Source organism: Mesorhizobium sp. P3_A9, from assembly GCF_056402975.1.
Genome location: NZ_JBFUGJ010000061.1, coordinates 1 through 23,680, shown reverse-complemented (window position 1 = coordinate 23,680; position 23,680 = coordinate 1). Strand labels below are relative to the sequence as shown.

Genomic DNA, 23,680 nt, shown 5'->3' with positions numbered 1-23,680 from the left:
GGCCTGATCTCGCCGCCGCCGCATCACGACATCTATTCGATCGAGGATCTGGCGCAGCTGATCTACGATCTGAAGAACGTCAATCCGGCGGCCGACGTCTCGGTCAAGCTGGTGTCGGAAGTCGGGGTCGGCACGGTTGCGGCCGGTGTCGCCAAGGCGCGCGCCGACCACATCACCATCTCGGGCTACGATGGCGGCACCGGTGCGTCGCCGCTGACCTCGCTCAAGCATGCCGGCAGCCCCTGGGAAATGGGCCTTGCCGAAACGCACCAGACCTTGGTGCTGAACGGCTTGCGTTCACGCGTTGCGTTGCAGGTCGATGGCGGCCTGCGCACCGGCCGCGACGTCATCATCGGTGCGCTGCTTGGTGCCGACGAGTTCGGCTTCTCGACCGCGCCGCTGATCGCGGCCGGCTGCATCATGATGCGCAAGTGCCATCTCAACACTTGCCCTGTCGGCGTCGCCACCCAGGACCCGGTGTTGCGGAAGCGCTTCAAGGGGACGCCCGAGCACGTCATCAACTTCTTCTTCTACGTCGCGGAAGAGGTGAGGGCGCTGCTCGCCGAGATGGGCTTCACGCATATCGACCAGATCATCGGCGATACCGACCTTCTGGAAAAGCGCGACCTGATCGTGCACTGGAAGGCGCGCGGGCTCGACTTCTCGAGGATGTTCTACAAGCCCGATGCGCCGCACGAAGCGGTGCACTGGACCGAACGGCAGAAGCACCCGATCGACGATGTGCTCGACCGCAAGCTGATCGAACTGGCCAAGCCAGCGCTTGAGAGCAAGCAGCCGGTCAAGATCGCGGTCGACATTCGCAATGTCGACCGTTCGACCGGCGCCATGCTGTCGGGCGAAGTCGCCAAGCGCTTCAAGCACAAGGGCCTGCGCGAGGACACCATCCAGGTGAAGCTCACCGGCACCGCCGGCCAGTCCTTCGGCGCCTTCCTGGCGCGTGGCATCTCGTTTGAGCTCGTCGGCGCCGCTAACGACTATGTCGGCAAGGGCCTGTCGGGCGGACGCATCATCATCCGGCCGCCGGAAGAGGCAAAGATCGTTGCGGCCGAGTCCATCATCGTCGGCAACACGGTGCTCTATGGCGCGACCGAGGGCGAGGCCTATTTCGCCGGTGTCGCCGGTGAGCGTTTCGCGGTGCGCAATTCAGGCGTCGCCGCCGTCGTCGAAGGCGTCGGCGACCATGGCTGCGAATACATGACCGGCGGCATCGTCGTCGTCATCGGCAAGACCGGCCGCAACTTCGCCGCCGGTATGTCGGGCGGCGTCGCCTATGTGCTGGACGAGGCGGGCGATTTCGCCGAACGCTGCAACATGGCGATGGTCGAGCTGGAGCCGGTGCCGGAAGAAGACGATCTGATGGAAAGGCTGCTGCACCATGGCGGCGATCTCGACCACAAGGGCCGCGTCGACGTCTCGGGCGACATGACCAGCCATGACGAGGAACGGCTCTACCAGCTGATCTCGAACCACGTTCATTTCACGGGTTCGGTGCGCGGCCGCGAGATCCTCGACGACTGGACGACGTTCCGGCCGAAATTCCGCAAGATCATGCCGGTCGAATACCGCCGTGCGCTGATCGAGATGGAACGCATGCGCATGGGCGTCGCGGCCGAATAGGCTTATGAGAATTGCCGGGGAGCCCAGGCTTCCCGGCCCATCTTCATCGTCAATTTGACCTCGGGCGCAAGSTTGCCATGGCTGCCTCAAGAGGTTAACGGGTGCGGCGAAACCCGCACCATCTGGACAGCAGGAACTGGACCATGGGCAAGGTAACAGGCTTTCTCGAAATCGACCGGCAGGTGCACAAGTACCAGCCGGCCTCCGATCGTATCCGGCACTTCCGCGAGTTCACGCTGCCGATGTCGGACAAGGAGGTCGAGAAACAGGCCGCGCGCTGCATGGATTGCGGCATCCCGTTCTGTCACGGGCCGACAGGCTGTCCGATCCACAACCAGATCCCCGACTGGAACGACCTCGTCTACAACAGGGACTGGGACAACGCGATCCGCAACCTGCATTCGACCAACAATTTCCCGGAGTTCACCGGCCGCATCTGCCCCGCACCTTGCGAGGAAGCCTGCACGCTGAACCTCGAGGACATCCCGGTTGCCATCAAGACGGTCGAGCAGGCGATCGCCGACAAGGCCTATGAGACTGGCCATATCAGGCCCTATCCGCCGGAGAAGAAGACCGGGAAGCGGGTCGCCATCATCGGTTCCGGCCCGGCCGGCATGGCGGCGGCCCAGCAACTCGGCCGCGCCGGTCATGATGTCCATGTCTATGAGCGCGAAAGCCGCCCGGGCGGGCTGATGCGTTACGGCATTCCGGACTTCAAGATCGAGAAGCACTATATCGACCGGCGTATCGAGCAGATGCAGGGCGAGGGCGTGACCTTCCATTGCGGCGTCAATGTCGGCGTCGACAAGCCTGTCGCCGAGTTGCTCGCCGAACATGACGCCGTGCTCTATTGCGGCGGTTCCGAAGCGCCGCGCGCGGCCGGAATTCCGGGCGACGACCTCGGCGGCGTGCATGATGCGATGCCCTATCTGGTGCAGCAGAACCGCCGCGTTGGCGGCGAGCCGATCCAGTCGGTGGCATGGCCGTCGCATCCGATCATCGCCGGCGGGCAGCATGTCGTCGTCGTCGGCGGCGGCGATACCGCGTCCGACTGCGTCGGCACCGCCTTCCGTCAGGGCGCGGTGCGCGTCACCCAGCTCGACATCCGCCCGCAGCCGCCGGAGAAGGAAGACAAGCTTTCGGTCTGGCCCTACTGGGCGACCAAGATGCGCACCTCGTCCTCTCAGGCCGAGGGCGCCGAGCGCGAGTTCCAGGTGGCGACGCTCGAATTTATCGGCGAAGAAGGCCAGCTGACCGGCGTCAAATGCTGCGAGGTCGACGACAAGCGCAAGCCGATCCCGGGCACCGAATTCGTCATCCGCGCCGATCTCGCCTTCATCGCCATCGGCTTTGCCGGACCGGCGGCCGCTGGCGTGGCGAAGGAGTTGGAGGGCGAGATGAAGATCACCACCGACAGCCGGCGTTCCCGGAATGTCGAGGCCAATGACCGCGACTACCTGACCAGCGTCGACCGGCTCTATGCGGCGGGCGATGTGCGCCGCGGCCAGTCGCTGGTCGTCTGGGCGATCCGCGAGGGCCGCCAGGCAGCGCGCTCGATCGACGAGGCGCTGATGGGGACGAGCGTCCTGCCACGCTGAGACCGTACGGTCTCGGAGAGCTCCAAGCTATTAAGGGGTGATCGCCGTCGTCGTGTCGGCTGCCGCGGCCGTCGCCGGCGGCTCCGCCTTCGGCGGCCATGCGAAATCGTCGGCGCGACCGGGCGAAGCCTGAGGCGCCTTGCCTTCGATCACCAGTCTTTCGCCGGGAAGAGCCGGATTGGCCTTTGCCGGCGGCGCGGCGCCGAGCAGTTCGGTGCCGCCGTCGAGCGCCGGGTCGCTGAGCAGCATCGGTACGGTACGGTCGATGACGATGGGTGCGGCGGCCGGCGCCGGTGCCTCGACGGGGGCACCCGCGGGTGCTGTCGCCGGAGCCACGCTGCCGGGTGCGGCCAGGCCGAGGATCTTGGCTAGCGGTTTTTCGGTGTAGAAGGCGAGCTTGCGCTTGCCGGCCTTGGAGACGTTGATGCCATCATCGGCGCGCAGCCGCACCGGCTGGCCGTTCATGTCGGGGCCGGTGGTGATGAAAGCACCGTTCTCGTCGACGAAGCCGTCCCAGACATCGACGAATTCGCCGCCATGGTTTTCGGCGGCCTGGTGGTAGATATCGTTGAAGGCCAGCATGTCGGAGGTCATCTTCGGCACGCGGAAGGCCGGCATGCCGACCCACAGGAAAGGTACCTTTGCGTCGGCAATGGCCTTGCCGAGTTCGTCGGTGCGGCGTTCATATTCCTTGGTCCAGTTCTCCGACCGGGGTTGCTCGCGCAGATCCCCCACCTTCATCTGCTGGCGGTCGTTGGAGCCCAGCATGACGACCACCGCGGCCGGTTTCTCGGTCTCGATCAACGATTTGATCTGTTCGGGCCAGTTGTAGAAATCATCACGCACGAAGCCGGATGAACCATTGGAGCGAACGATGATCCGGACGGCCGGATTGTCGGCAAAGGCGGTGTCCAGGCCTTCGGCGAGGCCGGACGCCATGAAGTCGCCGACCACCAGCACAGTCCGAGCGTCCGGCGCCTTCTCAACTATCGGCACTTGTGGTTCGACGGGTGCACGTGGGACCCGGGGTTTGCGTGGCTTCGGCTTTGCCTTCTGGATGTCGAGCGGTGGCTCGACGCGCTCGCTGCGACGCGGAAACAGAAGGTCGCGCAACGACCATCCACGATTTTGCTGCGGCTGCTCCTGCGCCATGGCCGGCGCATGGAAGGCTCCGGCGACGGCAACGGCGAGCACGACGATGGCCAGGATCAGCACCGGCATGCGACGAACGAACGTCCCAATGCGCTTAGCCCAGACCAAACATTCCTCCCTAGTCGGTAACAGGCCCTATTTTTGTCTGAGCCATTTGAGCACTTCCATGCTCGGATAGCCGTCCTGGGTCAAGCCGACCTTTGCCTGATAGGTCATGATGGCTGTTTTCGTGCCGTCACCGATCTTGCCGTCGAACTTGCCGTCATAGAGCCCGTGCTGCGACAGCCGCTTCTGCAACTCCTGCCTTTCCTCGAAGGAGAGCTTGGTGAAGGGCCGCTGCCAGTCCTGCACGAGCCCACTGGAGCCGGCGATCTCGTCGGCAAGAAGGCCGACCGCCAGGGCATATTTGTCGGCATTGTTGTAGGCCTTGATGACGGAAAAATTCCTGATCATCAGGAAGGCCGGCCCGCCACGGCCATCCGGCACTTTCAGCGTTGCCTTGTCGGTGGGATACTTGAACGGCTTGCCGTTGGCCCTGGCGACGCCGAGCGCCTGCCATTGCGCCAGCGTCTTCGATCCGGCGGGCAGTTTTCCGGCCGGTATCGTGACCTCGTAGCCCCAGGTCTTGCCGGCCTGCCAGCCATTCTTCTTCAACAGATTGGCTGATGTCGCCAGCGCATCGGGGATGGAATTCCAAATGTCGCGCTTGCCGTTGCCGTCCATGTCGACGGCATAGTGCTGGTAGCTGGTGGGAATGAACTGGGTCTGGCCCATGGCGCCGGCCCAGGAGCCCATCAAATGGCTTTCGTCGATGTCGCCGGTCTGCAGGATCTTGAGCGCCGCGACCAGCTGGGTGCGGGCATATTTCGACCGCTTCGGGTCGCCATAGGCGAGCGTCGCCAGCGAGCGCACGACATTGCGCATGATGTCGTCACGCTTGAGGATCTCGCCATAGTTCGATTCCATCGACCAGATGGCGAGCAGGATGTAGCGATCGACGCCGAACCGCGCCTCGATCCTGTCCAGCCAAGGCTTCCATTTCTTGGCCATCTGCTGGCCGACGGCGACGGACTGGTCGTGGACGCGATTGTCGAAATAATCCCAGGCGGGTGCCGTGAATTCAGGCTGGGTGCGTGCCTTTTCCAGCACGACCGGATCGGGCTCCTTGATGTCCCGGAAAGCCTGGTCGTAAACGGCGCCCGAAACGCCACCCGCCACCGCGGTGGCGCGGAAGCCGGCGACCCATTGCCGGAAACCGGCGTCGGCGAAGGCTGGTCCGGCAGGCATCAGCAGAGCGAGCGAGAGGCTGGCGGCCGTCATGACGCTGGTGAAACGTTTTGCGGCATTGCGAACGGACATCTTTTCCTCCTTCTCTGTCTCAGGAAAGACCATTCATCGCCGAACCGGGTTAGGAATTAGTTTACCATAGGTGTCGCCTGGAACGAAAAGACACCCTCGATGCTTTAACCGGTGGAAGTTTCCCTCACCCGTTCCAGTAATCTTCAATTCCGGCGTGAAAATGTCGCGATACAGGGATTGCGGAGCCGGGCAGCAAACGGATAATTGAAAGCATGAAGAGAGTTCGCAAGGCAGTTTTCCCGGTCGCCGGTCTCGGCACGCGGTTCCTCCCGGCCACCAAGGCTGTTCCCAAGGAGATGCTGACCGTCGTCGACCGGCCGGTCATCCAGTATGTTGTCGATGAGGCGCGCGAAGCCGGTATCGAGCATTTCATCTTCGTGACGGGCCGCAACAAGGCGGTCATCGAAGACCATTTCGATATCCAGTTCGAGCTCTACGACACGCTGGCCCAGCGTGGCAAGGACGAGCAGCTTGCCCGCCTGCAGCGGCTGCAGCCGGCGCCGGGGCAGACCAGCTTCACCCGCCAGCAGGTGCCGATGGGCCTTGGCCATGCCGTCTGGTGCGCGCGCRAACTGGTCGGCGACGAGCCGTTCGCGCTTCTGCTGCCCGATATGATCATGCAGTCGGAAAAGAGCTGCATGAAGTCGATGGTCGAGCTCTACGAGGAAACCGGCAACAACATCATCGCCGTGCAGGAATGCGACCCGGCAGAGGCCCACAAATATGGCATCGTCGGCCGCGGCGAGGATACGCATCACGGCTTCCGCATCACCGAGATGGTGGAGAAGCCGAAGACCGGCACGGCACCCTCCAACCTCTACATCAACGGCCGCTACATCCTGCAGCCCGAAATCTTCAAGATCCTCGAAGGCCAGGAAAAGGGCGCCGGCAACGAGATCCAGCTCACCGATGCGATGCTGAAGCTGGAAAAGCAGCAGGCCTTCTACGGTTACCATTATCAGGGCCGCACCTTCGATTGCGGTTCGCCGGAAGGTTTTGTCGAGGCCAATGTCGCCTTCGCGCTGTGGCGCAGCGACATGAACGAGAACATGGCCGGCGTCATCCGCACGCTGCTCGACGAGATGAAGCCGTCGGAGCGCCGCGAGGCGACCTTCTAGGCCCCACGAAGCTCGGGCGTCCTCAGCGCTGCACTTTCAGGCCGAGATAGATGCTGTTGGCGGTGTAGTCGCGGCCGGGCAGGTTGCTGGTCAGCTTCTCGGTCCTCACCCTTGTGGTGAGACCGGCATAGCGATTCAGCCACCAGGTCAGCCCTGTCTCGGCACTCAAGATCTGGTCATGGCCATCGATGCCGACATAGTGGCGCCAGTCGAGGCCGAGCGCCGCATTTGCGGTCAGATTGGCACGGATCTGGCGTTCACCGGTCAGGCGGCCGGAGTAGAGGATATCGCCGCTTTCCCCTGATGTGGTCGTGGTCTCGACGGTGGTCTTGCCGGTCAGGCCGATCGTGGTGCCGCGCTCCGGCGACCATTTGAGGTCGGCGTTGAGGGTGGCGCCCGAAATCGCGTCCAGGTTCTTGTCGTCGATCGCTTCCCTCAGCCACCCGGCCGAGAATTCGCCCGACAGCTTCTCACCCATGTCGAGTTGCAGGCCTGCGCGGGCGCCGAGCCGCGTCGAGGAGCGCTCGAAGCCTTCATTGTCGATGCGCTGATCGTAGGCGCGGCGGCCGATTTCGATTTCGGTGAACGGGGTGAGGGCCGGAGAGATTTCGTAACCGGTGCGCAAGGTCGCTGTGTAGAGCGTGTTGTCCTGATCCTTCTGCGACAGCGACGTGCCGTCCGAAAGCTCGGCGTCGCCATAGAAGTCGTGCGAGACCGCGCCGGTCAGCGTGTACTGCATCTTGCCGACATGCTTTTCGACGCCGAGGCTGCCGTCGATCGTCTGGCGCAGAGGCTGGCTGCTGACGCCGGCAATGGCATCGGGCGACGATGCGGATTCCGGCACGGCTTCGTAGCCGAGCTTGGCGATGGCGCGCAGTTCGTTATCGAGGTCGACATTGAGCTGGCCTTCGATGCGGCCTTGCGCATTGTGAACCGGGTAGCCCAACACGGTTTCGCGGAACAGGCCATAGCCGTCGATGGTGGCGGAGTTTTCACGCCAGTCGGAAACGGCGGAAAAGCGCAGCGCCGTCTCCGACAGCAGTGCCGATGTGCCGGCACTGCTCGAATCGCCATTCGTCGTGGCGGTCAGCCCTTGTTCGATCGACGGCCGGATGATGAAGGAGCCCCATTTGACGCCGGTCGGCGCGAACGGATCCTCTTCGGCTTTCTTGTTCTGGCCTTCGATGGCAGCAGTGCGCTCGGCGCCGGGGTCGAGCTTCTGCCTGTCAGCGCTGTCGACGGTGAGGGCACGGCGGTTGGCCGTCTCCTCATCAGCGTCGGTCGTACCGGCAGCGTCCGTCGTCGAGGCCGTCGTTGAAGCGGTGGTGTCGGTGGCTGCAGCCGTCGTTTTTTTCTTCTTTTTMGACTTGTCGGCCGTCTTGATGCCCGCTTTGGCCTTGTCCTGATCCGTCGCGTTCTGCCTGGCGCTCGATGGGCGGCGGCGAGGCTTGGGCGGCGTTGCATTGTCGGTGGCCGTGTCGTCGGTCGCCTGCGGTGGATCGAAAACGCTGCCGGTGGCGGCATCGGTGCCGGTGTCGTCGGGGACGGCGCCTGCGCTGGCCGGCAAATAGGTGGGCGGCGGCGTATTGTCCTGCGCGGCGTTGGCCGGTGTCTGCTGGCCCTGGGTGGCAAGGGCGAGCTGCCTTGCCTTGCGCTGCTGGTCGGACAGGATCGCCGAGTCGGAAACCTCGCCGCGCAGCTCGGTTTCCTGGGCATGAAGGGCGCTCGGGCGCAGCAAGGCAAGCATGCTGGTCGCCAGCAGCAGGGCGCAGACCGCCTTGCCCTGTCGTCCTCTCGATTTTTCTGGCTGAGCCCCGGACATCGCCACCACTGCTTGCGCGGCGCTATGCGCGCCATACTTACCGAACCGTAAATGGGGATGGTTAACGGAGGGTTGAGGCAGCGATCGTTCATCCGGTTAAAGTGCCGCTGTTTGCGGGATCGAGCGGCGCGTCCGAGGTCTCTGCCCCCAGGGCGCCACAGCCATTTCTGTTGGACAGGCGGGCGGCAAAGCGCTAATCGCATCACCCATGCATGCGAAATCCTTGGATAAGAAGCCCCTGGACAGGCAAGCGTCGATTGATTCGGCACTGAGAACGGTGGCAACCGAGCAGGCCGGGATCGCCGCCTTGGCCGAATCGCTCGAGAACGGGCTGGCCGCGCCTTTCGCGCAGGCCGTCGACATGATCTCGAAGATCGAAGGCCGGCTGATCGTCACCGGCGTCGGCAAAAGCGGCCATATCGGTTCGAAGATCGCGGCGACGCTGGCTTCTACAGGCACACCGGCCTTCTTCGTTCATCCCGTCGAGGCCAACCATGGCGATCTCGGCATGATCGCCAAGGACGATGCCATCATCGCCATGTCGTGGTCGGGCGAAAGCCTCGAACTCAAGGGCATCATTGCCTATTCCAGGCGCTTCTCCATTCCGCTTATCGCCATAACCGCTGGGGAGACATCGGCGCTGGCGCGTGCGGCCGACGTCGTGCTGCTTTTGCCGCGCACCCCGGAGGCCTGCCCGCACGGCCTGGCGCCGACGACATCGACATTACTGCAACTGGTCATCGGCGATGCGCTGGCGATCGCGCTGCTCGAGGCGCGCGGCTTCACGCCGGACCATTTCCGCACCTTCCATCCCGGCGGCCAGCTCGGCGCCAATTTGACACTGGTCTCCGAGATCATGCGGGTGGGCGACCAGATTCCGCTGGCGCTTCTCGGCACCAAGATGCCGGAAGCGGTGATGACGCTGTCACAGAAGAAGGTCGGCTGCGTGCTGATCGTCGACACCAATGGCGAATTGGCCGGAATCATCACCGACGGCGATGTCGCGCGCAACCTGCACCGCCACCTGGCCGACGTCATCGTCGACGAGGTGATGACCCGCACGCCCAAGACGGTCGACCCGCAGACGCTTGCCGGCACGGCGATCGCGCTGCTCAATGAGTACAATATCGGCGCGCTGGTGGTGACCAAGAACAACATGCCGCTAGGCGTGGTTCACTTCCATGACCTGCTGCGCATTGGCGCCGCTTAGACCCGTTCCACCGTCAGTTCCAGGTCCGTATCGGCCGCACTTGTCACGCGAACCTGCGTGCCGGCCGGCAGGTCCGGACCGGAGACGCGCCATAGCGTGTCGCCGAGCTTAATGCGGCCGCGGCCGTTGGCGATCGGTTCGGCAAGCGTCGCCATGCGGCCGACCATCTGCGCGCCGCGCCGGTTGAGCAGCGGCTGGTCGGTCGGATCATTGCGGCTGCCGACCAGCCTCTTGCCGACAAAGGCCGAGACCAGCGACAGCGCCAGGAAGGTGAGGACCTGGACCTGCCAGGTCCAGAAACCGGCATCCCAGAGCAGCAGCGAAGCGGCGCCGATCAGAAGCGCGGCGATGCCGATCCACAGCATGAAGATGCCGGGCGCGATAACTTCCATCACCAGCAGGACGAAGCCGAGAACCATCCAGTTCCACGGGCCGAGTTCGGAAACGATGCGGTCGAGCATGGCGTTCTCCTCTGTTGGAGACATCAATTGTCGGTTGGACGCACGACCGGCGGGCGAGCGGTCTGGCGTTGCGCGCCGGTCGTGCCCTCGCTGCGGAAGACTTCCTTGGCGATCTCGCCAATGCCGCCGAGCGAGCCGATCAGCGATGACGCCTCGAAGGGCATCAGCACGATCTTGCTGTTGGTGGCCGTGCCGATTCTGCCAAGTGCTTCGGTGTATTTCAGCGCAACGAAGTAGTTCAGCGCCTGTACATCGCCCTTGGAAATCGCTTCCGACACCACCTGGGTGGCGCGGGCTTCGGCCTCGGYCGAGCGCTCGCGGGCCTCGGCGTCACGGAAGGCGGCTTCCTTGCGGCCTTCGGCTTCGAGGATCTGCGACTGCTTGAGACCTTCGGCGGCCAGGATCTGCGCGCGCTTGTTACGCTCGGCGGTCATCTGGCGGCCCATCGATTCGATGAGGTTGGCCGGCGGGTTGATGTCCTTGATCTCGACGCGGGTGATCTTGATGCCCCACGGATGCGCCGCCTCGTCGACGACCCGCAGCAGCCGCTCGTTGATGGCATCACGGTTGGACAGGAGTTCGTCGAGGTCCATCGAGCCCATCACGGTACGGATGTTGGTCATCGTCAGGTTGAGGATGGCGTTCTGCAGACCGGAAACCTGGTAGGCGGCTTGCGCTGCGTTGAGGATCTGGAAGAAGGCGATGCCGTCAACGCCGACAATGGCGTTGTCGCGGGTGATGATCTCCTGGCTTGGAACGTCGAGCACCTGCTCCATCATGTTCATCTTGGCGCCGATGCGGTCGACGAACGGGAAGATGAAATTGAGGCCCGGGCTCAGTGTCTTGGTGTAACGGCCAAAACGCTCCACCGTATAATTGTAGCCTTGCGGAATAGTCCTGATGCCTTTGATGAGAAGCACCAGTACCAGAAGCGCAAGTGCACCAATCGCAATATCAAAACCACCGAAACCCATTTGGCTCTCCCTCAGAAGCGGACCGCGAGAGCCGTTCCCGCGCAGCCGACTTCACCAAAGACTTAAGTGTGTTTCAGGCGCGTTACAATCAGGTGATGAAGGATTGTTTGTCGGTTTGCACTCACCGGTTGAAGGCGAACAGCTCTGCATCCGTGTCTGCAAGTCCCTTGATCGAAGCCGAGACRATCTCGGARGCGATCTGCGARAAGGTGATGCCATTGCCGCCATAGCCCATCACSGCATGRATGCAGGGATGCCKGGGGAKSGCGCCGAKATAGGGTAGRCCGGTGGWCGTGGTGCCGAAGGAGCCGGYCCAGGCAAATTCGGGCCTTACGTCGAGATGCGGAAACATCAGGTTTAGCTTCTCGGCAATGCGGGCACTTTTGTCGGCAATCAGTTCATCGCGCCGCGTCTCGTCGACAAAATCCTCGTCCTCGCCGCCGCAAATGACCCTGCCGTCGGCCGTCGCGCGCATGTAGAGGTAGGGATCCGACGCCTCCCAGATGAACGCCGCACCCGGCCAGAGTTTTTGGGGCTGCGGGCGCGTCGCGATCGCCCAGGTCGAGATGATCTGGTGGGCGGCTGCCGGTACGATGTCGACCAGTTCGTAGCCGGTGGCCAAAACGACATGTCGCGCCGTAATGGTCGGACCGTCCTTTGTGGTGACAACCACCTCGTCGGCACTGTCCTTGATCGCCGTCGCTTCGACGGGGGCGTAGAAGCGCGCCTTGCGCTCCAGAGCCTCGAGCAGGAGCCCGGCTGTCAGCTTGCGCGGGTCGAGCGCGATGTTGTCGTGGCTGAGGATGGCGCCTTCCCGGTCGATGCCGTATCGCTCGGCCAGCGGCGCCGGCGTGAGATAGGTCGCCCTGATGCCAGCTTGCCGTCGCGCGTCGGCTTCCTCCCGCAGTTCCGACGGACCCAGCACCGTGCCTGCCAGATAGAGTGACTGGGTGCGATTTGGGCCGCAGCTGATGCCAAGTTCCGCGATACGGCCAGCAAGATTGGTCACGGCTAGCCGCGAGCGTCGCCAGGCCTGTTGCGCAGAGGTCTTGCCGATCATCTTCGAGAGCGTCGAAAGCGGCTGGTCGATTTCGAACTGCACCAGTGCTGTGGTCGCTGGCGTCGAGCCCTTCAGCGGCCCGCGCCGGTCGATGCAGATCACCGCATGGCCGTCCGCCGTCAGCGCCTCGGCCATCATGGCGCCGCTGATGCCCATGCCGATGATCAGCACGTCGGTCTTGGCGTCGCGGGTCAGTGCCGACGTCGGCACGGCAGGGGCGCGATAGGCGGACCAGACGGGCCGGCCAGTTCTGAGGTCGAGTTTGCGGGGCATCAAGTTCTCCGGAGGGTGCCGTTCAACGCCCCGAAGCGAGCGTTGTTCCGGTGTTAGAGCGGCAAGCCGCTCTAACTCTCTGGTTGACGAAATTCCGGACGGAAAACCGTTCACACTTTTCCTGGAATTTCTCCTAGACCCAGCCGGACAGTTCACGCCGCACCATCGCCTCGATCACCGCCATGCCTTCGGCGCTGTCGTTGAGGCAAGGGATGTGGGCAAAGTTCTTGCCGCCGGCGTGATGAAAAGTCTCGGCCACTTCCCGGCCGATCTCATCCAGCGTCTCGATGCAGTCGACGGAAAAGCCGGGATTGACGATGGCGATCGACTTCACGCCGTCCTKGCCCAGYTTYTCMACYGTCTTGTCKGTRTAGGGYTGCAGCCATTCCTGYGCGCCGAARCGCGACTGGAAGGTRATGATCAGTTTCTTGTCATCMCARCCCAGCCGTTCACGCAACAGMCGYGTCGTCTTCTGGCAGTGGCAATAATAGGGATCACCCTTCTCGAAATAGGGCTTCGGGATGCCGTGATAGGAGGTGATGACCACCTCCGGCTCGAAATCCAACGTCGCCAGATGCTGCTCGATCGAACGTGCCAGCGCCTCGATGTAGACCGGCTCGTCATAGTAAGGCGGCGCACTGCGGACGGCAGGCGCGCGGCGCATCTTCATCAAAGCGCGAAACAGCTGGTCGTTGGCGGTTGCCGTCGTGGTTGCCGAATACTGGGGATAGAGAGGGAACGAAAGAATACGGTCGCAGCCCTGTGCCACCAGCCTCTCAGTGACACTGGCGGTCGAAGGATTGCCGTAGCGCATCGCCCAGTCGACGACGACATCGGGCAGGTCGCGCARCGCCTCGGCCAGCTTYTCGCCCTGGGCGCGGGTGTAGGTGCGCAGCGGCGACTCGTTCTTCTCCCGGTTCCAGATCCGGGCATAGTTGGCGCCCGACTTCTTCGGCCGCGTGGTGAGCACCAGGCCGTAGAGGATCGGATACCAGATCGCCCTGTTGAGCTCGATGACGCGCGGATCGGACAGGAATTCGCGGAGATAGCGCCACATCGGCTTGAAATCGGTGCCGTCAGGCGTGCCGAGATTGACCAGCATGACGCCGATCTTGCCAGTCTTGACCGGCGGATGCCCGGCCGGCTGCGGGCCGAGGGCTTTCGCGGCTTTGGGATCGACAGGGGTGGAAAGCGTCATACGGGTTTCTCCAGGAGACGCGAACCTAACCATCTTGCGCGGGCTTTCAATGCCGCGTCTGGCCGCACCTTAGGCCGAAAACGCAAAACCCGCCCGGTTTCCCAGGCGGGTTTCATTCCTGAAAAGGCGAAGCGAGATTACTTGGCCGGGATGGTCAGCGTCGCGCCAAGCTTGAGCTGGTGGGGCCTTTGGCCCTTGTTGGCGTCATAGATCTGTTTCCACTTCGTCGCGTCGCCATAGGCCTTCTTGGCCAGATCCCAATAGGTGTCGCCGGCAACGATGACATGGCTGCTTTCGGCTGGCTTCGCGGGTTCTGCCGGCGCCGGTGCCGGTGCCGCTGGTGCCGCTTCTGCCGGTTTTGCCGGCTCGGCTGGTGCAGGTGCTGGAGCCGCTGGAGCCGGCGGGGCCGGTGGCGGAGGCGCTGCCTCCGTCGATATGGCCGGTGGTGTGTTGGCGATATCGCCCGAGTTGGCGGGCAATGCGGGCATTGCCGGAGCCGCATCCGCGGGCTTTGCCGGTTCGGCYGGCTTGGCAGGCTCGGCGGCAGGCGCCGCCGCRACYGTSGCGGCGATCTCGGTGATGCGGCCGTCGAGYTTKGGCGTGTAGGGYYKGTGSGCGCCGAGATAGTCGGCSACCACYTGYTCRAGGCCCGGACCGTAGTCGTAGGCGTTCTTGGCCTTTTCGGCGAAGATTTTGTAGCCGTCGCCACCCTGGCGGACATAGTTGTTGGTGGCGACGAGATAGTCCTTGTCGGGATTGATCGGTGTCCAGGCGCCGTTCTCCATCACCTCGACGGATTTGACGCGGCCGGCATTGGGCGCGACCGATTTGTCGAAGGAATATTTGAGGCCCGCAACCTGCGGGAAGCGGCCGGCGCCGTCCTCGATCTGGCTGAGGCCGCCTTCGAGACCTGCCACCAGGTCCTTGCCGGAAATCTTGAAGGTCGCCAGCGTGTTCTGGAACGGCAGGACGGTCAGCACCTCGCCCATGGTGACGGTGCCCTTGTCGATCGAAGCGCGCAGGCCGCCACCATTGGAAATGACGATCTCGACGCCCTGTCCCTTGACGCGGTCGAGGATGGCGTCGGAGACGAGGTTGCCCATCGCGCATTCCTTGGTGCGGCAATTCTCGCGGCTGCCGTCGATGACGTCGGTGGTCTCGGCCACTTCCTTGTTCTTCAGGGCCTCGATCGGCGCGCCGAGCTCCTTGATGCGGGCGAGCACGGCGGGATCGGGCGTGATCGATTTGTCGAGATAGATCGGGTCGCCGCTGGCGGATTTGACGACGCCATTGTCGTCGAACACGATCTTGAACTCGCCGAGATATTTCGAATAGGACGCCGCCTGCACCACCGGCACCTTGTAGCCGTCGGGGTTGTCGACCATCGTCGGGTAGGGGCCTGCCGCCTTCGGATCGGTGTTCGACAAGAGCGTGTGGCTGTGGCCGCCGACGACGACGTCGATGCCCGGGATCTTGGCGATGACGTCGCGCTCCCTGTTATAGCCGATATGGGTCACGGCGATGATCTTGTTGACGCCTTGTGCCTTCAGCTTCTCGACTTCAGCGGTGATCGACTTGACGTCGTCCGCGATGGCGATGTTGGGGCCGGGGGAAGCGAGTTCGGGCGTGTCGTTGGTCACGGCACCGATAATACCGATCTTCTGGCCGCCGACCTCGACGACAATCGACGGCTTGATCTTGCYKGCCGCGCCRGACTTGTCGTTGGGYACGACATTGGCGCTGACGATCGGGAACTTCGCCTTGTCSAGGTAAGGCACCAGCGCGCTCTCGCCRTCGTCGAAYTCGTGGTTGCCGAGCGTCACCGCGTCGGGCTTGATCTGRTTGAGGAAYTCCTCYTCCRYGGYGCCCTTGTAGGTGGTGTAGAACAGCGATCCCTGGAAGCTGTCGCCTGCATTGAGCAGCAGCACGTTCTGGCCTTCGAGCTTCTTGCGTTCCTGGGCGATCGCCGTGATCAGCCGGCCGGCGCCGCCGATGCATTCGCCCTTGGTCTCTTCGTCGGCCGAACAGGTCGATTCATATTTGTTGTTGCCTTCGATGCGGCTGTGCCAATCATTGAAATGCAAAATGTTCAGTGTGTAGTCGGCAAAGGATGCGCCGGCCGACAGGCCAAGCGTCGATACGGACAGGGCGGCAATGGCGGCAAGCTTCTTCATCTTCGTCTCCCGGTAGGCTGACCAGAGGCGTTTAGCGCCTTTGCTTGACTGGGGTATAACAGCCAGCGTTTTGACCATGTTCCCATCGCGTTCCGGCTGACGCAAGCGGAAATGCCCGGGGGTTGTTTGCGAGCGCAAAACCGGAAGATTTTGCCGGCGCAAAAAAGGACGGCGGCCAGTGGCCGCCGTCCCAATCTTTATGCCTGATCGGCGTTGGTTCAAGTACGACGCGTAAACACGAAGTTCTTGCCGGCCGAGTCCGTGCAGTTGAGCTGATTGATGGACACCATCAGGCAGTTGGTGTTGATCTGCGTGTGGCGGATCAACGAGGTGCCGGTGATCTCGAGCGATGTGGCGCCGGTCATGGCGTAAGTGCCCTCGGCGAACGGCTCTCCGGTTTCGGCGGAAACAGTCTTGTATTTTCCGCCGTTGAATGTCGAAAGCGCCTTGCCCGTGCCGTCGATCCACGAGCCTTCGACGCCTTTCGGCGCCGCTGCCATCGGCGGCTCACTGGGGCCGCTGGTCGTACAGGCAGTAAGCCCCGCCAACGCAACTGCTGCAACGCTCATCGAAACAATCTTGCGCGCAATGTTCATATGAAAATCCTCTCCTCAGTCCGCATGCCTTCAATCGCCCGATTTCCGGGCGATTGCAAGGCAGGGAGGCGTGTTCTGCTGCGTGCTATCGGACGAGGATGTTGCGGAATTGCCACGGATCGCTGCGGTCGAGGTCCTCCGGGAAGAGCCCCGGGCGTTTGTCGAGCGGCGTCCAGTCGGTGTAATGGCCTTCGACCGGTCCGAGATAGGGCGATTGCACTTCCAGGCAGCGYYTGTAGTCCATCTCGTCGGCCTCGACGATGCCGGCMTSCGGRTTTTCCAGSGCCCAGACCATGCCGGCYAGMACYGCSGAGGTGACCTGCATGCCGGTGGCGTTCTGATAGGGCGCCAGCTTGCGCGCCTCGGCGAGCGAGAGGTGCGAGCCGTACCAGTAGGCATTCTTGTCGTGACCGTAGAGCAGGACGCCGAGCTCGTCGACGCCGTCGACCAGCTCGTTCTCGTCGAGCACATGGTGCACAGCTTGAGGCTTGCCGGCGGCGCCGAACATCTCGTCCAGCGACAGCATCGCGTCGTTGCAGGGGTGATAGGCGTAGTGGCAGGTCGGGCGGTATTGGACCTTGCCCTTCTTGGAGCGCACGGTGAAGAAATCGGCGATCGAGATCGCCTCGTTATGCGTCACCAGCAGGCCGTATTGCGGGCCTGGTGTCGGGCACCAGGAGCGCACGCGCGTGTTGGCGCCGGGCTGCTCCAGATAGATCGCGGCCTTGGAGCCGTGCTTGTGCTTCTTGCCGTTCTTCGGCATCCACTTCTCATGCGTGCCCCAGCCGAGTTCGGCCGGCTGCAGGCCCTCGGAGATGAAGCCCTCTACCGACCAGGTGTTCCAGAACACATCCATCGGCTTCGGCTTCTTGGCGCGCTGGGTGTCGCGCTCGGCGATGTGGATGCCCTTGACGCCGGCCTTCTTCATCAGCTTGGCCCAGCCCTCGCGGTCCTCCTGCGCGGGCTCCGAGAATTCGAGGCCAAGATCGGCGGCGAGATTGACCAGCGCCTGCTTGACGAACCACGAGACCATGCCGGGGTTGGCACCGCAGGTGGAGACGGCGGTGGCGCCACCCGGCCTGTCGTGCTTTTCCTTGATCAGCGCCTCGCGCAGCGCATAGTTGGTGCGGCTGGCATTGTCGGCCTTGGCGTCGAAATAGAAGCCGAGCCACGGCTCGACGACGGTGTCGATGTAGAGCACGCCGAGCTTGCGGCAGAGGCGCATCAGGTCGACCGAGCCGGTATCGACCGACAAATTGACGCAAAAGCCCTGGCCGCCGCCATTGGTCAGCAGCGGCGTCAGAAGCTTCTTGTAGTTCTTCTCGGTCACCGCTTCCTGGACGAAGGCGATGCCGCGCTCGTCGAGCAGCTTGCGGTCGGTATCGCGTGGGTCGAGGACCGTCATGCGCGACTTGTCGAACTTGAAATGGCGTTCGATGAGCGGCAGCGTTCCCCGTCCGATCGAGCCGAAGCCGATCATCACMACRGGGCCGGTGATCTCACCGTAAACGGGCCARTTTTCAKTCGCCATTTTATCGAGCACTCCTTCGRACAACGCTTCACMACGGCMGCCTGGCCGCCGCGCGACAAACCATAGATCATTGTCACAATAAAGGGAAAAGCAGCGAAAACGCTCGGGCTGGCCCGTGTCGGAGGCGTTCGTCGATGCCATCGGGAGGCCGCGGCCTGCCCGATGGCGAATGTTGAGCCGGCGTTGTATCAGCGAGCGCCTCCGGATGCGCTGATGCGCTCGCCGGTCAGCCAGGCCGCCTCATCCGAGGCGAGGAAGGCCACGCTCGGAGCAATGTCCTCGGGCTTACCGAAGCGCTGACCAAGTGGGACGCCGGCAATCAGCATGTTGCCGAAATCGGTGCCAACCATGCCCTCGGTCATTTCGGTATGGGTGTAGCCGGGCGCCACGATGTTTATCCGGATATTGCGCGACCCAAGTTCCCTCGACAGGCTGAGGGTCAGCGTGTCGATCGCCGCCTTGCTCGCGGAATAGAGGCTGGTGTTTGGCACCGGGTTCCAACTGCTGATCGTGCCGATGTTCACGATGCTGCCGCCGCTCTTAGGGAAGTGCCGCATCGCCGCCTTGATGGTCAGGATGGTGCCCAGCACGTTGGTGTCGAACAACCGGCGATAGTCCGCCTCGCTCGCTTCCTCGAAGGCGCCGAAGACCGCCGTGGCGGCATTGTTGACCAGAATGCTTGGCTTGCCGAATGCGATCGTTGCAGCCTCGAAAATTCTTTCGACATCGGCGGCCTCGGCCACATCGCCCTGAACCGCGGTCGCCTTGCCGCCGCTGGCGACGATCTCCTTCACCGTGCGTTCGGCGGCTTCATGGCTGGTGGCGTAGTTGACGACGACGGCGGCGCCTTCCGCCGCCAACCGCTTAGCGATGCCCGCACCGATGCCGCGCGCGGCGCCGGTGACGATGGCGACCTTGTTCTTGAGCTTGCCCATTTTGTTTCTCCGAATAGCTGGATGGATTTGACATCAGGGCAATTGGCTATTCCAAAATCATTCAGGTAGATCGATAATTGCCATATAACTAATTCCTGGAGAGAATAGATGGATCGGCTGGCAGCGATGAACACCTTCATACGGGTCGTCGAAACCGGTTCGTTCTCGGCCGCCGCACGGCATTTGCACGTCGGGCAGCCTGCCGTCTCGAAGGCGATCGCGCAGCTAGAGGAACGGCTCGGCGTGCGGCTGCTGTCGCGCACCACCCGAGGTCTGTCGCCGACCGACGCCGGCCTGGGTTTCTACGAAGGCGCCAAACGTGCGGTCGATGAAGCCGACGAAGCCGAGAACGCGGCGCGGGGCGCGGCGGCGGCACTCACCGGTTTGCTGCGCATAGGCACTTCCGTAACCTTCGGCCGCCTGCATGTCGTGCCGCGGCTGAAAGCCTTTCTGGACGCTCACCCGAAGCTCGACGTCGAGGTGGCGATGGACGACAGGAATGTCGACCTCGTCGAGGAAGGGGTGGATGTCATGCTGCGTCTGGGTGAAAGCTTCGCCGCCGCTCATATCGGGCGCAAGATCGCCACCTGTCGTCGTCTCGTGGTGGCGGCACCCTCCTACCTCGCGCGCGAGGGCGAACCCATGGCGCCGGATGAGCTGTCGCGGCACGAGGCGATCCTTTTCGTCCAGGCAGGCGTCTCCAATCGCTGGACGTTCCGGCGAGGCGCCGAAGAGGTTTCGCTTGCTGGGCAGGGGCGGCTGCGCGTGACGTCGGCCGAAGGAGTGCGTGAGGCGGTGCTTGCCGGCATCGGCTTCACGGTCGGCTCCGAATGGATGTTCGACCGGGACCTGCGCAGCGGCGCTGTGCGGCCGATCCTGGTCGACTGGGCGCTGCCACCTGTTGAACTGTGGGCGCTGTTTCCTGCCGGACGCAAGGCGAGCGCCAGGGCAAGGACATTCGTCGATTTCCTGGCGGGCAGCCTGTAGCGTGGCTCAGCGCGTCATCGTGTTCAAAAGTTCGATCAGCCGGTCGCGGTCTGATGTCAGGCCCTTATAGTCGAGCTGGTCGAGATCAAGCGCTTCGAGCTGGGCGGCAAAGGACACTGCGAGGGTCGCCCGGTCGGGGTGCCGCGCCAGTACGGCAAGTGGGTCGAGATGGATGCGGATGGTGAACAGGATGTCGCGTGAGGACGGCAGCTTGCGCAGCGTCTGACGCTCGACGCGGATGAAGGCATGCGCTTTGACGTCTCCGTCGGGGAAGCGTGTCGGCCGGTTGGTGGCGCGGTCGATGCGCTCGACATTGGACAGCGGATGGTAGAGCGCATTGTCGGCCTGGATCGACCAGTTGAAGCGTTCGACCGCCTGGCCCTGCAGGCCGTCGAACATGCGGTTGATCAATGCGGCCGGGCGCGTGCCCGGACCGAAGCCCGGCACGGGCTCGTGGATCTGCTGCAGCGGCTTGCCGAATTTTTCGGTGAGCGACCAGGATGAGGGAAAGCACAGGGAACCGGCGGCGAGCCGCCAGCCGCTGTCGTCGCGGCGCATCAGGATCAGGTCTTCCTGCACCAGCAGCGAGGCTGCGACCAGCGGCGCGTCGGCAAGGTCCGAAGGCAAAGCAGGGTGGTTCGCGGCGCCCACGACCTCGATGCCCGCATCGGTGCGGCGATGGGTGTTCGGAAAGCGCTCCGGCAGATACGCGCCGAGCAAKTCKAGCACTTCMCGYTGGGCGTCGCGCGTGCCGKCCTCYTCGACRAARACCYKKTCGGGRATKTCSGCATAAAGCCGGCGCTTCTCGGCGAGATAGGGCAGGAGATGGCTGTCGACCTCGATCCAGTTTGCGGGGTCGAGCGGCTTCAGGCCGATATTGAACAGCTTCGACGAGCCGTCATAGGGGGTATGGGTGGGCAGGGCCTCGACCAAGCTCAAGCTTCCTTAAAAGCGTCGAGACCGGTGGCGGTCATCCTGGCCAGGAATTCGGTGACATCGTAGTCCGCGGCGCCTGCCTTGGCGAAGGGGTCGGCAGCCAGCCTGGCGTCGAGGATCTCGCGCGGGCATTGCGCGACGATGACGCCGCCGGTCCGCGGCTTCTTCGGCCCGGAGGCAATGAAGACACCCTCCGCATAGCAGGCCGTCAGCCATTCGATATGCGCCGCCTGCAGTTGGTCGATCTCGGTCAGCGGCACCTTGTAGTTCAGCGATACGACGAACATGGCATTCTCCTGGTCACGCCAGCCTTGCGGGGATCAAGCCGCGCAGCGAATTGCCGACAAAGACTGCCTTGGCCGACTTCAGATCGTCATAGCTGTAGATCGCTTCCTGCGCCCGGCCTTCATCCAGAAGCTCGGCGCGCAATACGCCAGGCAGCAGGCCGCAATCGAGCCGGGGCGTTGCCAGCACGCCATCGCCGAAATCGGCGAAGACATTGGTGATGGTGCCTTCGCAGATTTCGCCACGCTCATTGGCGAGGATCACCTCGTCGGCCTGGGTGACGAGATATTCGGAACGGGCGTGTGTGTAGAGCTGCCGCCGGCTGGTCTTGTGGCGCAGCAGCGTGTCGCCGGAATCAAGCCGCGTCCGCGCCAGCCGTAGTATCCAGACCTTGTCGGCGGTGAGCGGTTCATAGGGTTGCGCCGAGGCGGTGGCTTCGCCGTTGCGCGCCAAGGCGAGCCGCGTGCGCATGGCGGTTCGGGAGCCGTCGATGGCGTTGCCCAGCACCGCGCCCATTCCCTGCGGATCGCAGGCGAAGCCAAGCTCCGCAGCCGAGCCATAGAGGCGCGCAAGGTGGCGATCGAAGCGCAGGAAGCCAGTCTCGGGCTGCCAGCGCATGGTCTCGATCAGCTCGAAATCGGCGGTGTCCCCGTCGCGAAGCGGGCTTTGAGCAGACACTCCTGATACTCCTCCTCAGGCGTCGAATCGAAGACGATGCCGCCGCCGACATTGTAAACGGCCTCGCCGCTGGCAAAGAGCGAGATGGTGCGGATCGCCACGGAAAAGCGCATCGTGCCGCCAGGTGCAATCCAGCCGATGGCGCCGCAATAGACATCGCGCGGCGTGCCCTCCAGGTCGTGCAGGATTTCCATGGCGCGGATTTTCGGCGCGCCGGTGATCGAGCCACAGGGAAAGAGTGCTGCAAGGATCTGGCGGATCGAGAGCCCCGGCAGCAGCTTCGCCCTGACGTCGCTCACCATCTGGTGGACGGTCGGGTAGGTCTCGATGCGAAACAGTTCCGGCACCTCCAAGGTGCCGACCTCGCTGATCAGCGAGATGTCGTTGCGCAGGAGGTCGACGATCATCCGGTTCTCGGCCTGGTTCTTTTCGTCATTGCGCAGGAAGGTCTTCTGCCGCTCGTCCTCGGCTTTGGTCGCACCGCGCGGTGCCGTACCTTTCATCGGATGGGTCTCGATCATCCCCGCGGCATCGATCTCGAAGAACAGTTCGGGCGAGCGCGACAGCACGATCGGGTCACCCAGCGCCACCAGCGCGCCATACTTCACCGGCTGGCGTTCGGTCAGCGCATCGAAGGCGGCGAGCGGATCGCCGGACCATTGCGCCTGCACCGGAAAGGTCAGATTGCCCTGRTAGCAATCGCCTTGCCTGATGTGCTGGTGCAGCCGCGAGAACCGCTTCTCGTAATCCTCGAACGACCAGGCCGCCCTTGCATCGAAGATCGGGCCATTGGTCGCCGCTGTGCTGCGCGGCGGCACCGCCTCTTCTGCCGGCGCGTCGAAGACACCGAGGCAGATGAGGGGTGCGCGGCGTCCCTTCGGCAGCAAGGGAACGAGTTTCGGTTCGAGCAGGTAACCCGCCTCATAGGAAAAATAGCCGGCCAGCCATTTGCCGGCATCGTGCGCGGCCTGTGCTGCTTGCAATGCCGCCGGGAAGTCCTTTGCCTCATGCGCCACGATGATGTCGGCCGGCCGGTCGAAAACGAGCTGGCGCGCGCTTTCGTCGTTGCGGAAAATGGCGGCGGGCAGGGACATGGGAACCGGGATCGATGAAGCCGTTGACCGCTCTATATGGGGGGCCGCCCGCGTGCAATCGAGGGAACGGCACCTTGCCCCTCAAAGCCGACCTATTGGCGGCCTTGCCTGCCAAAACAAATCGGCGGGGCTTTCTGGCCCCGCCGATTTAACAGTCTGCCTGTGTGGCTCAGGTGTTGCTGGCGGTTCCGGCTGTCGGAAATTGCTTGGCGAATTCCGCCTCGTTGCCAGCGGCGAGCAGCTTGGCCTGCTCGATCCAGCGTTCGCGCGCGATGCGGCCGTCGAAGTTCATCACATCCTCGATCCGCTTGATGTCGGCTGCGGTCCAGGCGGCGATCTGGGCGAAGCTGGTGACGCCTTGCGCCTTGAGCAGCTTTTCGTTGACCGGGCCGATACCGATCAGCCGGCGCAGATTGTCGGCTTTGGCCGCCGTTGGCTTGGCTGCGGCTGGCTTGGCTGCCGCCGGTGCAGCCTTCTTGGCGGCTGCTGGCTCGGGCGCGGGCGAACTCTTCGCCGCCGAAGCCGTGGCGGTTGCAGGTTTGCTCGCGGCGGGTTTAGCGGCCGCTGGCTTCGGTGCTGCCGACTTGGCGGTGGTGGCATT

Annotated in this window: 20 protein-coding genes and 1 pseudogene; 5 read left to right on the top strand and 16 right to left on the bottom strand. The window is 63.5% G+C overall.

All coding sequences use genetic code 11. From position 1 onward, the window contains the following. Positions 1-1,638, top strand: a 1,638-nt coding sequence (locus AC1DX0_RS11940) for a glutamate synthase-related protein (protein ID WP_477355446.1), incomplete at its 5' end; no start/stop codon positions are given. Positions 1,639-1,781: 143 nt separating this feature from the next. Further along, the gene (locus AC1DX0_RS11935) at positions 1,782-3,236 is read left to right on the top strand and encodes a glutamate synthase subunit beta (protein WP_477220031.1); all 1,455 of its coding nucleotides are present in this window, start codon (positions 1,782-1,784) and stop codon (positions 3,234-3,236) included. A gap of 30 nt (positions 3,237-3,266) precedes the next feature. On the opposite strand, the gene AC1DX0_RS11930 is transcribed toward AC1DX0_RS11935, so the two are convergent. Both AC1DX0_RS11930 and AC1DX0_RS11925 read right to left on the bottom strand, forming a co-directional pair. Then, positions 3,267-4,496 (bottom strand): SGNH/GDSL hydrolase family protein, encoded by a 1,230-nt coding sequence (locus AC1DX0_RS11930; protein WP_477220030.1) that lies wholly within the window; start codon positions 4,494-4,496, stop codon positions 3,267-3,269. Between the two features lie 27 nt (positions 4,497-4,523). Then, the gene (locus AC1DX0_RS11925; protein WP_477220029.1) at positions 4,524-5,747 is read right to left on the bottom strand and encodes a lytic murein transglycosylase; all 1,224 of its coding nucleotides are present in this window, start codon (positions 5,745-5,747) and stop codon (positions 4,524-4,526) included. Between the two features lie 212 nt (positions 5,748-5,959). Between AC1DX0_RS11925 and galU the strand changes: the two genes are divergently transcribed. Then, positions 5,960-6,865 (top strand): UTP--glucose-1-phosphate uridylyltransferase GalU, encoded by a 906-nt coding sequence (gene galU, locus AC1DX0_RS11920; protein ID WP_477355443.1) that lies wholly within the window; start codon positions 5,960-5,962, stop codon positions 6,863-6,865. Between the two features lie 22 nt (positions 6,866-6,887). On the opposite strand, the gene AC1DX0_RS11915 is transcribed toward galU, so the two are convergent. Beyond that, positions 6,888-8,687, bottom strand: coding sequence for an outer membrane beta-barrel protein (locus AC1DX0_RS11915; protein WP_477220027.1), 1,800 nt, complete (start codon positions 8,685-8,687; stop codon positions 6,888-6,890). Positions 8,688-8,895: 208 nt separating this feature from the next. On the opposite strand from AC1DX0_RS11915, the gene AC1DX0_RS11910 reads away from it, so the two are divergent. After that, on the top strand, positions 8,896-9,897 hold the full coding sequence (locus AC1DX0_RS11910; RefSeq protein ID WP_477220026.1) for a KpsF/GutQ family sugar-phosphate isomerase: 1,002 nt from the start codon (positions 8,896-8,898) through the stop codon (positions 9,895-9,897). Here the strand turns inward: AC1DX0_RS11910 and AC1DX0_RS11905 are convergent. From AC1DX0_RS11905 to AC1DX0_RS11870, 8 genes are all read right to left on the bottom strand, one after another. Continuing rightward, on the bottom strand, positions 9,894-10,358 hold the full coding sequence (locus tag AC1DX0_RS11905; protein WP_477220025.1) for an NfeD family protein: 465 nt from the start codon (positions 10,356-10,358) through the stop codon (positions 9,894-9,896). The genes AC1DX0_RS11910 and AC1DX0_RS11905 overlap by 4 nt on opposite strands. Positions 10,359-10,381: 23 nt before the next feature. After that, a complete protein-coding gene (locus tag AC1DX0_RS11900) occupies positions 10,382-11,332 on the bottom strand; it encodes an SPFH domain-containing protein (RefSeq protein WP_477355440.1) in 951 nt (316 codons plus the stop codon). A 121-nt stretch (positions 11,333-11,453) separates the two neighbouring features. Next, positions 11,454-12,665, bottom strand: coding sequence for an NAD(P)/FAD-dependent oxidoreductase (locus AC1DX0_RS11895; protein WP_477355437.1), 1,212 nt, complete (start codon positions 12,663-12,665; stop codon positions 11,454-11,456). 133 nt (positions 12,666-12,798) lie between these two features. Then, positions 12,799-13,863 carry a ferrochelatase gene (gene hemH / locus AC1DX0_RS11890; protein WP_477355435.1) on the bottom strand — a complete coding sequence of 355 codons (1,065 nt, stop codon included), beginning with the start codon at positions 13,861-13,863 and terminating at the stop codon, positions 12,799-12,801. A 137-nt stretch (positions 13,864-14,000) separates the two neighbouring features. Next, positions 14,001-16,037: a 5'-nucleotidase C-terminal domain-containing protein gene (locus tag AC1DX0_RS11885; protein ID WP_477355433.1), complete on the bottom strand. Its 2,037-nt coding sequence runs from the start codon at positions 16,035-16,037 to the stop codon at positions 14,001-14,003. 218 nt (positions 16,038-16,255) lie between these two features. Further along, positions 16,256-16,633, bottom strand: coding sequence for an Omp10 family outer membrane lipoprotein (locus tag AC1DX0_RS11880; RefSeq protein WP_477220020.1), 378 nt, complete (start codon positions 16,631-16,633; stop codon positions 16,256-16,258). A gap of 85 nt (positions 16,634-16,718) precedes the next feature. Further along, the gene (locus tag AC1DX0_RS11875; protein ID WP_477355430.1) at positions 16,719-18,164 is read right to left on the bottom strand and encodes a homospermidine synthase; all 1,446 of its coding nucleotides are present in this window, start codon (positions 18,162-18,164) and stop codon (positions 16,719-16,721) included. A gap of 188 nt (positions 18,165-18,352) precedes the next feature. Further along, positions 18,353-19,099, bottom strand: coding sequence for an SDR family NAD(P)-dependent oxidoreductase (locus AC1DX0_RS11870; protein WP_477220018.1), 747 nt, complete (start codon positions 19,097-19,099; stop codon positions 18,353-18,355). A gap of 108 nt (positions 19,100-19,207) precedes the next feature. Between AC1DX0_RS11870 and AC1DX0_RS11865 the strand changes: the two genes are divergently transcribed. After that, complete coding sequence (locus AC1DX0_RS11865; RefSeq protein ID WP_477220017.1) at positions 19,208-20,086, top strand: LysR family transcriptional regulator; 879 nt, start codon at positions 19,208-19,210, stop codon at positions 20,084-20,086. A 6-nt stretch (positions 20,087-20,092) separates the two neighbouring features. Here the strand turns inward: AC1DX0_RS11865 and AC1DX0_RS11860 are convergent, their stop codons facing one another. The 5 genes and pseudogenes from AC1DX0_RS11860 to AC1DX0_RS11840 all read right to left on the bottom strand — a co-directional run. Beyond that, positions 20,093-21,025 carry a heme-dependent oxidative N-demethylase family protein gene (locus AC1DX0_RS11860; RefSeq protein ID WP_477355427.1) on the bottom strand — a complete coding sequence of 311 codons (933 nt, stop codon included), beginning with the start codon at positions 21,023-21,025 and terminating at the stop codon, positions 20,093-20,095. Then, on the bottom strand, positions 21,022-21,309 hold the full coding sequence (locus AC1DX0_RS11855) for a YciI family protein (RefSeq protein WP_477220015.1): 288 nt from the start codon (positions 21,307-21,309) through the stop codon (positions 21,022-21,024). The genes AC1DX0_RS11860 and AC1DX0_RS11855 overlap by 4 nt, the downstream gene beginning before the upstream one ends. A 13-nt stretch (positions 21,310-21,322) precedes the next feature. Then, on the bottom strand, positions 21,323-21,985 hold the full coding sequence (locus AC1DX0_RS11850) for an aminotransferase class IV family protein (protein WP_477220014.1): 663 nt from the start codon (positions 21,983-21,985) through the stop codon (positions 21,323-21,325). Further along, complete coding sequence (locus AC1DX0_RS11845; RefSeq protein ID WP_477220290.1) at positions 21,934-23,091, bottom strand: aminodeoxychorismate synthase component I; 1,158 nt, start codon at positions 23,089-23,091, stop codon at positions 21,934-21,936. The genes AC1DX0_RS11850 and AC1DX0_RS11845 overlap by 52 nt, the downstream gene beginning before the upstream one ends. 157 nt (positions 23,092-23,248) lie before the next feature. Further along, a pseudogene (locus AC1DX0_RS11840) lies at positions 23,249-23,680 on the bottom strand (proton-conducting membrane transporter); the annotation flags it as partial.